General features: G+C 69.4%; 12 protein-coding genes and 1 pseudogene. 12 read left to right on the top strand and 1 reads right to left on the bottom strand.

What is annotated here, in order from left to right:
• From ABZW18_RS20835 to ABZW18_RS20805, 7 genes are read left to right on the top strand one after another with little or no spacing between them, the layout of a single operon-like run.
• Complete coding sequence (locus ABZW18_RS20835) at positions 1-558, top strand: hypothetical protein (RefSeq protein ID WP_356189424.1); 558 nt, start codon at positions 1-3, stop codon at positions 556-558.
• Between the two features lie 32 nt (positions 559-590).
• The gene (locus ABZW18_RS20830; protein ID WP_356189422.1) at positions 591-899 is read left to right on the top strand and encodes a hypothetical protein; all 309 of its coding nucleotides are present in this window, start codon (positions 591-593) and stop codon (positions 897-899) included.
• Between the two features lie 37 nt (positions 900-936).
• Complete coding sequence (locus ABZW18_RS20825; RefSeq protein ID WP_356189420.1) at positions 937-5,205, top strand: phage tail tape measure protein; 4,269 nt, start codon at positions 937-939, stop codon at positions 5,203-5,205.
• Complete coding sequence (locus ABZW18_RS20820; protein ID WP_356189418.1) at positions 5,205-6,161, top strand: hypothetical protein; 957 nt, start codon at positions 5,205-5,207, stop codon at positions 6,159-6,161. The genes ABZW18_RS20825 and ABZW18_RS20820 overlap by 1 nt, the downstream gene beginning before the upstream one ends.
• An 11-nt stretch (positions 6,162-6,172) precedes the next feature.
• Positions 6,173-7,102: a hypothetical protein gene (locus tag ABZW18_RS20815; protein WP_356189417.1), complete on the top strand. Its 930-nt coding sequence runs from the start codon at positions 6,173-6,175 to the stop codon at positions 7,100-7,102.
• Positions 7,102-8,205, top strand: coding sequence for a hypothetical protein (locus ABZW18_RS20810; protein ID WP_356189416.1), 1,104 nt, complete (start codon positions 7,102-7,104; stop codon positions 8,203-8,205). Before ABZW18_RS20815 ends, ABZW18_RS20810 begins: the two co-directional genes overlap by 1 nt.
• Positions 8,206-8,646: a hypothetical protein gene (locus ABZW18_RS20805; RefSeq protein ID WP_356189414.1), complete on the top strand. Its 441-nt coding sequence runs from the start codon at positions 8,206-8,208 to the stop codon at positions 8,644-8,646.
• A 140-nt stretch (positions 8,647-8,786) separates the two neighbouring features.
• Here ABZW18_RS20805 and ABZW18_RS20800 read toward each other — a convergent pair whose 3' ends face one another.
• On the bottom strand, positions 8,787-9,011 hold the full coding sequence (locus ABZW18_RS20800) for a hypothetical protein (RefSeq protein WP_356189412.1): 225 nt from the start codon (positions 9,009-9,011) through the stop codon (positions 8,787-8,789).
• Positions 9,012-9,262: 251 nt separating this feature from the next.
• On the opposite strand from ABZW18_RS20800, the pseudogene ABZW18_RS20795 reads away from it, so the two are divergent.
• The 5 genes and pseudogenes from ABZW18_RS20795 to ABZW18_RS20775 form a co-directional block, all read left to right on the top strand.
• Positions 9,263-10,156: pseudogene (locus ABZW18_RS20795) on the top strand (peptidoglycan-binding protein); the annotation flags it as partial.
• Between the two features lie 967 nt (positions 10,157-11,123).
• Positions 11,124-11,693 (top strand): hypothetical protein, encoded by a 570-nt coding sequence (locus tag ABZW18_RS20790; RefSeq protein ID WP_356189410.1) that lies wholly within the window; start codon positions 11,124-11,126, stop codon positions 11,691-11,693.
• A gap of 91 nt (positions 11,694-11,784) precedes the next feature.
• Complete coding sequence (locus tag ABZW18_RS20785) at positions 11,785-11,997, top strand: hypothetical protein (protein ID WP_356189408.1); 213 nt, start codon at positions 11,785-11,787, stop codon at positions 11,995-11,997.
• A gap of 103 nt (positions 11,998-12,100) precedes the next feature.
• Entirely contained in the window at positions 12,101-12,445 is a 345-nt protein-coding gene (locus ABZW18_RS20780) for a hypothetical protein (protein WP_356189406.1), read from the top strand.
• Positions 12,446-12,467: 22 nt separating this feature from the next.
• A complete protein-coding gene (locus ABZW18_RS20775) occupies positions 12,468-13,442 on the top strand; it encodes a recombinase RecT (RefSeq protein ID WP_356189404.1) in 975 nt (324 codons plus the stop codon).
• The last annotated feature ends 162 nt before the right edge of the window (positions 13,443-13,604 follow it).

The following is a 13,604-nucleotide window of genomic DNA, read 5'->3' as shown; positions in this document are numbered from 1 at the left end:
GTGTCGCGCCCCGCACCGGCCAAGCGCCCGTCCCCTCCCCGCGAATCGCCGGCGGAGGGGGCGTGGGCGGCCAAGATGAACCGCCTGCGCCAGCGCGCCCGGCCGCAGAGCAAGCTCCGGATCTGCGACGACGACCAGCTGCGACAGGGAGTCGAGGAAACCGCGCAGCTCGCTCAGCGCGCCCGGATCTTCGCCGAGGCGTCCCCGGACGACGAGCCCGCCAAGCAGCGTGCCGCCGAGGCAGAGGCAGCGGCCGAGCAAGCCCGCGCAGAGCTGGATGACGCCTCGGACTTCCTGACCTTCCTAGCCCTGCCCCGCCCGGTCCTCGAGGAGCTGATCGCCCAGCACCCGCCGACCGAGCAGCAGGCCGAGGAAGGGGCCGTGTTCAACCCGGACACCTTCCCCGCGGCTCTGGTCTCGGCCGCGTCGTTCGATGGCATGAGCCGCGAAGAGGCCGAGGAGCTGCTGAACACCTGGTCGTCTCCCGACGCCAACGCCCTGTGGGAGGCGGCCTGGCAGGTACAGCAGGAGAGCCGGGTCGAGCTGGGAAAAGGCTGAGCCGCGACCCGGATCTGCGAGCGGAGCTGGAGTTGTGCGACCGGTATGGGATTCCGCACTCGCAGCTGCTGGGCGGCGACGGCCGGTGGACGGCGCTAGACCGGGCCAAGGCCCTGACCTGGGCGGAGTGGCAGCGCGCGATGTGCCCCGAGTGCCACACCCGCCTGGAGGAGTGGGACCAGGGGCGCGGCGGTGACCCGCACGCCTACGTCACCGACACCCTGCGCTGTCCCGGCTGCGAGCTGATCGAGCAGGAACGCGACCACGTCCCCACTGACCGGTCCGGCTACGGCGTGAAGATCCAGCTCCTGCCCCGCCACCAGCATCGCGACCACACCTGATCCGACCAGCACGACTATGTGAAGGAGGCCTGCGGCGGTGGCCGGGTTCACCCTGACCGTGGCGATGCGCGCCGAGGTCCGCGACCTGATCGCGGGAACTCGCGCTGCCTCCGGCCAGGTGCGCACCCTGGCCGACCGCACGGATGCCGCCAACCGTTCCCTGGCCCGCCTGGATGCGAACGGTGCGCGCCTGGCTAGCCAGTTCGCGGCGCTGAACCGCAGCACCCGCGCGGCCGTGGGTGAGCTGAACCGGATCGCCGCCCGTGCCGCAGCCGCCCGCGCGAGCCTGCGCGCGGCCGGGGACGACGGCGCCCGCTCCATGTCCCGGCTGCAACGCGCCATGGCCGGCGCGGGCAGGCGCGGCATGTCCGCCACCAACATGCTCGCCGGTGGCGGCCTGCTGCTCGGCGCGGGCGAGATGGTCGAAGAAGGTAACCGCTACCAGAAGCAGATGAACCTGTTCCGGGCGGTCACCTCGGCCACCGCCGGACAGATGAAGCGCGCCGCCGTCGTGGCGCAGGAACTCGGCAACGACCTATCGCTTCCGGGCTCGACGGCGGCCGACGCGGCCGAGGGCATGGTCGAGCTGAGCAAGGCGGGCTTCCGCGCGGACCAGTCCATCGACGCCGTACGGGCCTCGCTCCAGCTCTCCGCAGCTGCCGACGTCAACGCCGCAACTTCGGCGAAGTACTTGGGCGACATCATGGACCAATTCGGTCTTGGTGCTGATCAGGCTTCGCGGGCTTCGGACACGCTGGCCGCCACGGCTAACAACGCCTCCGGATCCATCACCGACATCTACTACTCGATGCGGTACGCCGGGCCGGTCGCCAACGCCCTCGGCGTCTCGCTGCAGGACACCGCCGCCGCGGTCGGCATGCTCGGTAAGAGCGGCATCCTCGGGCAGACGGCCGGAACGAGCTTGCGGGGCATGTTCGCGAACCTCGCGGCGCCGACGCCCCAGATGAAGGGCGCCCTGAAGGACTTGGGGATCGACGCCTGGGACGCGCAGGGCAAGTTCAAGGGTCTGAAGGTCGTGATCGACGGCCTATCGAAGGCCGAGCACAACCTGTCGCAGAAGGACTTCACCGCCGGAGTCACCAAGGCGTTCGGCAAGCCCGCGCTCAGCGGCGCGGCGGCACTCGCCCACCAGGGAACCGAGAGCTTCGACGCCTTGTCGATTGCCGTGCGCCAGACCGGCGCCGCCGCGACCATCACCGCCTCGCGCGGGCAGGGCCTGACCGGCGCGATGACCCAGCTGCGCACCCAGGCACGGCAGACCGGGCTCGCGCTGTACGAGGGCATGGCTCCCGGCCTGGAGTGGGTGACGCGTCTGCTGACACGCGGGATGGCCGGGGCGACGCCGTACCTGACCACCGCGCTGGAGTACGGCCGCAACCTTGCCGTCCTGTACGGACCGGAGCTGAAGGCGAAGACAAGTGCCGGTCTGGGCGGGCTCATCGATGAGGCGAGACGTTTCGTTGGCCCGCTCAAGGAGCTGGGCGAGCACACCCTCGCCACGGGCCTGAACCTGCTGATCAACGCGGCCCGCACCTTGGGTGAGGTCCTGCGCAATGCGGCGGACGGCGCGGAGCCCATCGTGAAGGCGTTCGCCAGTTTGGGCGAGGGCGGCGGCGCGGCGGCCAGCACGCTCGACATCATCGCCACTGTCGCGAACGTGGCCATGGACGCGGTATCGGGCCTGTCCGCCGTGCTGGTTCCGGTCGGCCATGTCGTGGGGGGACTGGTCAGCGCCTTCGGCGCGCTGCCCGCGCCCATCCAGTCGGCGGCCCTGGCCATGCTGCTGTTCCGCAGGGCGCAGCCGGGCCTGACCAGTCTCGCCAACACCGTCACCGGCCCCGTGCGCACCGGGTTCGCGAACTTCAACCAGCAGATGCGAGTGCAGCAGACCCTGGCGGCAACCGCAGGTGCGTCGCTGTCGAGGTACGGGGCTGCCTGGGCGGCTGTGCAGGCCAGGGTCGGGTTCCTCGGCAACATGACCGCCGCGTTCCGCAGCGCCAACGGCGCGGGCGTGACCTTCATGGGGACGATGAACGGAGTGACCCGCGCGGCCGGTTCGGGCCTGCGCTCGACCATGTCCGGTATCTCTGGCGCCCTGGGCGGCCCCTTCGGTATCGCCATGGCCGGTGTCTCGGTCGGCCTGGGGCTGCTCGCCGCGCGTCAGCAGCGCGCGGCGCAGGCGGCGGCCGAGCACCAGTCCCGCATCTCCTCCCTGACCTCGGCGCTCCGGGAGTCGAAGGGGCAGATCACCGGCGATGTACGCGGGCAGGCAGCTCAGGTCCTGATGGACACCAAAGTCTCGCAGGGGCAGCTGACGAAGGTCATGGAGGAGGCCGGGGTACCGATCTCCTCCCTGACCGACGCCTACCTTGGCCAGGGCACATCCCTGGACGCGCTGCAGAAGAGGCTCCAGGCCACTGCCGACAGCCACAAGGTGTGGAAGGACCAGGCGGGCGGCAAGGCGACCGTCCAGGACTACTCGCCCGTCGGCCAGCGGTACAAGGACGCCGCGGACGCCCTCAGTAGCGTCAAGGGCGAGATGGCCGAGTCGGTCAAGAACGCCAAAGAGCTGGCCAAGGCGACGCGCGGCGCCGGTGACGGCACCTCGGCCTATGACCGGCTCAAGAGCGCGGTGGGAGGTCTGGCCGACGAGACCGCCGACGCCGACACCCGCACGCGCTCTCTCAAGAGCGCCCTCGACCTGCTGTCGGGCGGCCAGATCTCCCTCCAGGCCGCGAAGGCGAAGGTCAACTCCGCGGTTCTCGACCTGAAGGAGGGCGGCAAGAACGTCAACCAGGAGCAGGGCTACGGCGGCAAGCAACTCGTCAACCAGGACAAGACCCTCAACACGACCACACGCAACGGGCAGCAGCTCTACACCCAGCTCACCGCCCTGTCCGACGCGGCAGCCGACGCTTCGGTGGCCACCTTCGACCTGGCCAAGCGCAACGGCGAGGCCCTGCCCGCGGCGCTTGCCAAGGCCCGCGGGGAGATGAGCCGTGCGCGAGCGGAGGCGATCAGGGCCGCGCGCAGCTACGGGCTGACCAAGGCCCAGGCCGAAGGCGTCGCGGACAGCCTCGGCTTGCTGCCTTCCAAGGTGTCCTTGCTGCTTCAGACCAAGGGCATGGACAGCACGCTGGCGAATCTGATCGCGGTGCAGGCGGAGTTCCACCGGCTGCCGAAGGCCAAGACGATCAAGGTCGACTCCCTCAGCGACGGCGCGCAGAAGAAGCTGCGCTCCCTCGGCTTCACCGTGAAGACCGTCCCCGGCACCCGGCAGATCAAAATCACCGCGCCGACCGCTGGCGCGAAGAAGAACCTGGACGGCCTGATCGACAAGCTCGGTCGAACCCCGAACCGGAAGAACGTCCACGTCTCAGCCCCCACTGCTGCCGCCATCAAGAGCCTTCAGGCGGTACAGGCGAAAATCCGGGCAACGCCCGGAGCGAAGTCCGTGACGGTCCGCGCCCCGACGGCGAAGGCGCGCAAGGAACTGGAGGCGCTCGGCTTCCGGATCACCAAGGTACCCGGCAGCAAGAACGTCAAGGTCACCGTTCCCACAGGTGGGCCGCGCAAGGCGGCCGACACAATTCAGAAGCGGATCGACGCCCTGCGCGGCAAGTCGGTGACCGTCACGTTGTTCCGCCGTGTGGAGGGCCCGTCCTGGGACACCGACAACAACGGCATCCCGAACTCCATCCAGAACCCGAACTTCAAGGGGTTCAGCCAGTCACGCGGCGGCGTGGTCGATTACTACGCCGACGGCGGCGTCCGGGACGGCGTGGTCCGTCCGCGCCGCCGCGAGCAGCACGTCGCGCAGATCGCCCCGGCCGGATCGTGGCGCATATGGGGTGAGCCCGAGACTCAAGGGGAGGCATACGTACCCCTTGGCTCCTCAAAGCGCGACCGCAGCAAGGCAGTTGTCGAAGACGTCGTCAGCCGCTTCGGCGGCCAGGTCGAGTGGTACGCAGGCGGCGGCGTTCGCGGCCGGGCCAGCCGCGACTACAGCCCAGCGTTGGCCAGCTCCTTCAAGCGGGCCAAGAGCACGGAGGCCATGGCCGGCGTCGTCCGCGCCTTCGACGTGCGCACCGGATCGGACCGCGCCCGCACGCGGGTCGTCGACGGCCGCGCGGGCGGACGCGTCCAGGTCGTCGTCGTCCGCGAGCAGCAGCCGCTGATCGGCACCATGCCGGTCACCGTCACCGACAGCTCCGCGACTCCCGAGCAGATCGGCACAGAAATGATGCGCAACCTGCGCAACGCCCAACGGGGCGGGAGGGTTTGATGACCACACCAACGAAACAGCAGCCACCCATACCGATCGAACTTGCCCCCTGGCAGTACGAGATCGGCGGTGTCGTCCTCGGCACCGGCACCCGCATCCCCGTGGGGAACGTCGAAGGACTCGGGTCGCCCGCCACCCGCCCGCAGGACGCGGACAACCCGACCGGAGACGGCACCTTCCCCGGCCAGGACTTCTACGGGCCACGCACCATCCGCATGGAAGCCGGCATCAAGACGCCCGGCGACCCGGTCGCAGCCGCGGATCTCCTCGCCCGCCTGGAGCTGGCCCTCGATACCCCACAAGCCCGCACCCGCCCCGAAGGGCGGGCCGTCCTGCGGGGACGCTGGCCCGGCCACAACACACGCCGCCTGTACGGGCGGCTGCGCCGCGCCGAGGCGACCAGCACCACCACGGCGATCAATGGGTGGATCCCGCTGGACATCGAGTTCGCAGCCACGGACCCACGCTGGTACGCCGATGACCTGTCGAAGTTGACCCTCGGCCTCGACCAGGCCGCCAAGCACACCTCCGGCGACCGCACCGTGGATGAGGCGCTGTGCCCGCCCGCCTGCTGCGCAAGCGACGGCCCGGACCACAAGCCCGCAGACGACCGACCCGGATGGATCACTAACCACGGCAACGTCTCCTCGTGGCCCAGCATTCGTATCCACGGCCCGGTCAGCCGCCCCCGCCTGTGGAACACCGTCACGGGCCGCGTTCTCGAACTCGGCCTGTCGCTGCGCGCCGGGGAGTGGGTGGAGATGGAGACCCGGCCCGGCACCTGCTGGGCCCTGCGCAACGGGACGCTCAACGTCGCAGGCGACCTGACCCCGCAGTCCCGCGTCGACCAGTTCGTGATCCCGCGCGGCCAGTCGGAGATCGGGTGGAGCGCCGATGACCTCACCGGTACCGCCCGCCTCGAAGTGACGTGGCGCTCGGCGTACACGGCCTTGTGAATGGAGTAGCAGTGACCCTTGTCCAGCCCCCGATGATGGTGCGCGGCGGCAACCATCCGGCGCGCGCGATGCGGCTGATGATCCGCGATTTGGCGCGCGGTCGGCAGGGCATCGCCGAAGCAGGTGACCTGAAAGTCCGGCCCCTGGAAGCCCCCGGACCCGGCGTCCGCGTCGGCGACGGCTCGGCCCTCATCCACGGAGCCAGCCCCTGGCAGGGCGCCTACACCCAGAGCAACATCGGCGACGCCGTGGTGGACATCCCGCCGACCGGCCCGTTCGCCCGCACGGACCTGCTCGTCCTGCGCATCGAGGACCCCGAATTCGAGGGCGAGCGTGACCCGCGCACGCAGGACATCGGCTACTTCCACCTCATCCAGGACATCGGCAACGAGCAGACCCCTGCGCCGCGTGGCATGACCGCCATCCCGCTGGCGCGGATCACCTTGCCGCGTAACACCGCCGCGGTCACCGCGGAGATGATCACTGACCTGCGGCGGATTGCCAATCCGCGCACCGAGCGGACCCTGCGCACCGTGCACCCCGAGGACACGGAGAATATTCCCGGTAAGCACGGCCACTGGGCCGCCTGGCCCAAGGACGCGGCCTGGGACGTGGACGTTCCGGCCTGGGCGACGAGGGCCACCATCGTGGTCACCCTGTCGGGTCTGCGCGCCGAGGCGGGAAGCATCTATGCCGAACTGCGCATGCGCCTGGGTGAGCGCAGCTCCAAGCCCACCGTCGTCGACGACGACGGCACGACCACGCGCCGCGCCACCGTCGTACTGGCCGACACCCTCTCTGTGCCGCCTGACTACCGCGGGACCCGCCAGCACCTGGGCGTGCAGATCAACCAGATCGACAGGTACGGCGACGGTGACCTGTCGGTGGCCAGGGGCACCACGGTGACCGCCGACATCGAGTTCACCGAAAGCCCAGTGTGATGCAGGACTACCGCTACATCGTCGCCCGAGCCGCGACCGGCGAGGTCCTGCACTGGAACCTGCCGTTGACCGAGGTGGAGTTCGGGCCGGAGATATCCGGGCCCGGCTCGCTCAGCGGAACCCTGGCCCCGACCTTCGCCCGCTCGATCAGCGACATGCTGGACGCCGGGAACGCGGTGATCCTGGCCGAGCGGAACTCCAAGCTCGCCTGGGGCGGGCTCATCTGGCGAGCGGAGCCGGAAGGGCCCAAGCTGCCCATCGAAGCGTCCGGGTTCACCAGCTATCTGCACCGCCGCTACGACCTGCACGGCAATCTCGGCGGACGCGGCCCTTACATCGAGGCCGACCCGTGCGAGGTGATCCGCGATGCGTGGGCCTACGCCCAGGAGCAGCCGGACGGCGACCTCGAGGTCGTCGTGGACGACACCAAGTCGAAGGCCAAGACCGGCACGGCGAAGGACCCGTACGACATCCCGCGCTGGGATGCCCGCAACCTGGGCGAGATCGTGGACGAGATGGCGGAGATCGATGACGGCCTGGAGTGGTCTGAGACCGTCGCCTGGCGCGGGCGCCGCGCCGAGCGGCGCATCATCCTCGGTGCCCCCAAGCTCGGGCGGCGTCGCGAGGACCTGACGTTCACCACCGGCGCCAACGTCGTCGGCGAACCGCACGTGATCAAGGACGCCGACGAGTACGCCCAATGGGTCATCGGCCTGGGCGCGGGCGAGGGCAAGAAGCGCAAGGTTGTCATCGACGGCGTCCGCAACCAGCGGCTGCGCCTGGAGCACAAGCTGGAGACCAGCGAGAAGGACGAGGCCAAGCTCAAGCAACGCACCCGGCGCGAACGCTTCGCTCGGCAGATCCTGCCGACGCTCACCGAGCTGGAGATCACGGATCACCCGGCCGCGCCGATCGAGGCGCTGCGTATCGGCGACCACGTACGCATCCGGCTGCACGAGCCGCACACCGAATACGACGGCTGGAACCGGATCGTCGGCTGGACCGTGCGGCCCGGTGAAGGTGAGACCCCCGAGCGCGTGACGCTGAAGCTGGAGCGCGGCGTGAAGCCCGCCGACGGAGCGGATGAAGCGGAGGAGGAGTAGATGCCGGACACGATCGCCGCTCTCGCGCGCCGCCTGGCCCGTCTAGACCGGCGGGTGACCACCCTGGAGCGGGCGCGGCGCGCGCCGTACCCGCCGTGGCGCGATGTGCCGCTGACCGGCGACACCTCGGTGCCCGACCCCGCGCAGCCGCCGCAGATGCGCGCCAACCCATGGGACACGCTGGAGTTCAGCGGCCGGATTGCACTAGCGGGCGGCCGGGCGATGGACGAGACGGTCATCGGCCTGTTGCCAGACGGCTACTGGCCAGCCGTGCCCCGCACCATCCCGGTTGCCTCCGACGCGGCCCGTCGAGCACTCCAGCTTGACATCGACCCGAAGGGCCGTTTGATTTTGCGGGTGCAGGACGGAGGCAGCGTGAAGGCCACCTGGCTCAGCCTCGACAGCGTCTCCTGCCGCATCGACGGCGACGACGAGGAATAGCAGTGGTTTGTTAGACCGGGGAGTAGAGGTTGAGGGCCTGGCCGGTGCCGACCGCGTTGAGGAGGGCCTGCAGGTCGGTGGGCGGGGGCACGTTGGACCATGCCTGCCACCAGCGTCCCTCTGCACTGACGGCGTCGCAGTTACCTGATCCGGCGAGGCGCGCCGTGCACATGGGAGAGGTGTTCCATCGCGATGTTGTCGCGGTTTCTGTACGCGAGTTTGACGATGCCGTGCTGCCCGCAGAAGACGCCCGGGGCGCCAGCCTGATGCATACCGGTGGGCATGATCCCAATCTGGACCGTGTGGACGTTCCCGTACCTGTCCACCGCGGAGACTTCGCGTTCCACTTTGATCGGAAGCGCCATAGTCTAATCCCTGCTGTTGACAGCAATCTCCCGGACTGGGGGCCTCTTCCCAGGCTCACATGGATGCGCGCACCTCGCACCACGTGCACGGGCAGCAGGATCACCGCGGCTTGCTGTAGACGCCGCTGGGTACCATGACGACCAGGTGACCCTCCACCCAACGCTTCGCAGCCAACTCCCGAGGGACCGGCCCCAACCGAGGGGCCCGGCCGAATTGCCATACGGCGCAGGGGAGAAAAGGCGAAGCGAGCGTGGCAACACCGTTGAGCGCGGACAGGTTCCTGTCCGTGCTGAAGCACGCGGGCCTCGGCGTCGTCGAGCACGGCAAATGGCGCACCCACAACCGCAACAACCACGGCAACTGGGGCCCCGCGAACGGGGTGATGATCCACCACACCGGCCCCTACAGCTCCGAGGCCGACATGGTGGAGCTGTGCCGCGTCGGCTACCAGGCCCTTCCCGGGCCGCTGTGCCACGGGGTGATCGACCGGTCCGGCACGGTGCACCTGGTCGGCTACGGCCGTACCAACCACGCCGGCCAGGGTGACACCGACGTGCTGCTCGCCGTCGTCGCGGAGAAGAACGAGCTGCCGCGCGCTAACGAGGAAGACACTGACGGAAACCGGCACTTCTACGGTTTCGAGTGCATCAACACCGGTAGCCAGCCGTGGCCCTCGGCGCAGCTGGACGCGATGGCGCGGGCCGCCGCCGCGATCTGCCGTGCCCACGGGTGGAACGAGCACAGCGTCATTGGCCACAAGGAGTGGAAGCCGTCCAAGTCGGACCCCGGCGGCATCGACATGGACGACTTCCGCGCCCGCGTCGCCGCCAATCTCAAGGGCGGCAGCAAGTCCCCCAGCAAGCCCAAGCCGGACCCGAAACAGAAGCCGAAGCCTGTACCGAAGTACGCCGCCTACCCCGGCAAGGACTTCTTCCGTGACGGCCGCTCCTCGCCGGTGATCGCGGCCATGGCGAGGCGGCTGATCGCCGAGGGCTGTGACTCCTACGACACCCCGCCCGGCCCGGTCTGGAACGACGCGCACCGCCGCAGTTACGCCGCCTACCAGATCAAGTGCGGCCACCACGGGGATGCCGCGGACGGCATCCCCGGCCCGGAGACCTGGAACAAGCTGCGCGTCCCGCACCAGGCCCACTCCGCCGACCCGGCCCCGAACAAGCCCGACCAGGAGAAGAACGACCCCATGCCGCAGGCCCTTGCTGACGTCGCCGAGCGCACGATCGCCACGTACCTTCAGTCCGTGCTGGGCCTGATGGCCGCCTCCAGCACCACCGACATGGTGTCGCTGTCCGCGTTGCAGGCCGCTGCCGTCTCCGCGATACCCGCGGCCCTGTCCGCGCTGAAGTCCACTATCGGGACCGTCCTGGGACGTCCGGGCACCGCCTCCTGGCTGCCGCTCAAGCGCGACCCAGCCACGCCCACCCGCTGACCTGCGACACGAGAGAAGGAGAAGCACTGTGCCGGAGGGAGAGATCGCACTGGCCCTCGCCGAGCTGCGCAGCGCGCTGGAAGTGGGCCTGGCGCATCGACGGCCAGCTCGCGTTGCTGGTGCAGCGGTCCGATCAGACCGACAAGACGGTTAAAGACCTGGGGGAGAGAGTGACGTCCTTGGAGAAAGGACGGTGGCCGCTTCCGACGATCGCTGTCCTCGCCAGCATCACCGCAGTGGCGCTGACACTGTTCGGCGTGGCCCGCGGCTGAACCCGAAGTCCCCGTTCTTGTCCGGGTGTTGTCCGACCAGGCAGCTGGCGTTGAGGCGCCACACGTGTCTTCCTGCGGCCTGGGGGTCTTCATGGACGCAAGAGCGTGCACGCCATCCGCTTCACCCGGCAGGCGCGCCGACACCGCAGCACGGCTCGGCCCCAGCTCGTCGCGCGCACGCAGCCCGGCCCAGGAGAGCGCGGCGCCCGCGTAGGGGTGGGCGGCGAGCATCCGCAGACGCAGGCGAACGGCCCCCGCCGGAGCGGGGGCCGTTCAGGGCCTCTTGGAGAAGACCGGCGCCAACGATAGCAGCGCCCTTCGTCGAGCGCGGCGCCCGGTGCGCGGCTACTCTGCCGGTGGTACGCGAGAGGCAATACAGCGAGGACGGGGCGATGTACGGGCGCAAGCCGTATCTAGTCGGGCACCAGGAGTTCGCTGCTCTGTACGGGGTGGAACCGCAGATGGTGGGGCAGTGGCTGGCTCCCAGCCGCGGTGTCCTGGACCCGGCGACCGCTATCGTCGTCTCGGGAGTGCGCTACTGGCCGCTGGGGTTCGCCTGCCGCTTCGGGAAGACCACCGCCCGGCCGAAGCTCCTGAACGTCCGGTACAAGGAACGGCTGATCGCGGAGCAGGGCGCGGGCTGGGAAGCCGATCTTGGGGATGAGCTGCCCGCGATCGTCGGTCAGCACGAGATCATCGAGCTGTTCCACCTGCCGTCGCAGGGCACCCTTGCGACGCGGATAGCGCAGGGCAGCTTCCCAGAAGAGGACTGGTTGCTGTCCGGGTCGCGGCTGTGGCTGCTGGAGACCGTGATCGAGGCCGTGCCCGAGCTGCGCGCGAGCGCACGCAGCCTCTCGTGGGAGGTGGACGAAAAGGTGGCGGCAGCTTTGCGTGAGGGCACGTACGACGGTCCCGGCTCGGTGGTGCTGACGCGCGGACGTCACGCACGAAAGGGCCTCTGAACTGGGGAAACACTGTACTTAGACCTCGTGTGCGAGTAAGATATAGGTACATCCCCTTCGGGGGTGCCCTTACTCGTGCAAGGAGGCAGCAGTGCAGATCATCTACACCCCCGGCGGCGACGTCGTCGCCGTCATGAAGGCAAAGGAAGCCGTCCTGACCGAAGCGGCGCTCGCGCGCTACGTGGCCGAAAGCCCCGACTCCAACCTCGCCGTCCGGATGCTGCGGGACGTCGCCAACGCGAACGAGCAGGCCGAGCAGCGCGCCGAAGAGGCCGCCGAAGCTGCGGCAGTCAACTCGATCTGACCGCGCCGGTGTGAATCGGGCCTGCTGACAGTGGGGTTGATCATCTCGCTCCCAACCGCCAAGATAGGAGACATTCTTGGAATCGGTTATTGGGGGGTGGGGTATGGCAGTCGTCCAGGACGAGATTCCGGGCCTGGTGATCCACACCGTGCGGCAGCCCGACGGTCAGGCAGCGACGATCCAGGCGCAGTTCGAGGCGTTCCATCAGCTCAACCCGTGGGTCCTGCGAGCCCTGGAGAGCCTGACCGCCAACTACCTCGACCGCGGCGCCACCCGCGTCGGCATCGGGATGCTCTTTGAGGTCCTGCGCTGGCGCTACGTCACCGCCACCGAAGGCGACGAGTTCCGCCTCAACAACAACTTCCGCTCCCGGTATGTCCGCCTGCTCGTCGAGCGGCACCCGGAGTGGGCCCCCGCGTTCGAGGTCCGCGCACTACGGACCGACTGAACCGAAATTCTTGGAGAAACCCGTGAACGAACCCAACGCACCCGAAGCCGCTGAGGGCGCCGCATCAGAACCGGCGGCACCCGCACCGCAGAGCGCCGCGGCCAGCGCGATCGTCCTGCGAGCAGACCAACAGGAGTTCGACCGCAGGCAACTGAGTGCCCTCGCCCTGATCAACACCGGCCTCGAACTCGCCCCGCGCCCGCAGCTGGCCGTCTTCTTCCACTACTGCGTCCGCAGCGGGCTCGACCCCTTCGCACGGCAGATCTACATGATCGGGCGCAGGAACTACGGCGACGACCGCGAAGAGCACCCGGTCAAGTGGACCATCCAGACCGGCATCGACGGTTTCCGTACGATCGCTCACCGCGCGGCGGAGCGGACCGGCGAACGCATTTCCTACGAGGACACCGTCTACTACGACGCCGAGGGCAAGGCGTACGAGGTCTGGCTGGCGCCCGGCCCCCCGGCTGCCGTCAAGGTCACGGTGCTCAGGGGCTCCAGCCGCTTCCCTTTCATCGCGCGCTGGGGCGAGTTCGCCCCGACGTACTGGGACTCCAAGCAACAGCAGTACGTCATAGCGAAGATGTGGCGGAACATGCCCGCTCACATGCTGCGCAAGTGCGGGGAGGCCGGTTCGCTCAGGATGGCCGCGCCCCAGGACCTGTCCGGCATGTACGTGGACGAGGAGATGGCGCAGGCCGACGCCGAAGTGGTGGCCGGCGTCGCCGAGGACGCCACCCAGCGCCTGCGGGCCGCCGCGGGGCTGGAGGGCGGCCAGGACGGCGACGAGCGGACGGAGAGCACCGAGCCCGCCGCCGCAGACTCGCACGTGGGCGAAGAGAAGCCCGCGCCGAGGAAGCGCACCAAGGCCGCGAAGCCGAAGCCGGAACCGGAGCCCGAGCAGGCACCGAAGGCGGATGAGGCCCCGCCTGCCGGTGAGCGTGCCGCCCCCCGGAAGCGTGCTGCCTCGGCCAAGAGCGGCCGCGCCGCTTCCTGACCCCTTCCCCATCCGTCCTGTGCCGCCCGCCTGCGCGGCGGGCGGCACCCTGCCTCCTTGGAGACCTGTATGACCATCACGGCCGAGCGTCCCGTCAGCCTGTGGCCCGCAGCCCACAAGGTCGACGCGCGCCCACCCCCCGCACAGCCAACCAACAAAGGA

Source organism: Streptomyces sp. NPDC004647 (genome assembly GCF_040609575.1).
Lineage (GTDB): Bacteria > Actinomycetota > Actinomycetes > Streptomycetales > Streptomycetaceae > Streptomyces.
The sequence above is the reverse complement of the archived record's forward strand: the minus strand, read 5'-3'. Positions and strand labels throughout refer to the sequence as shown.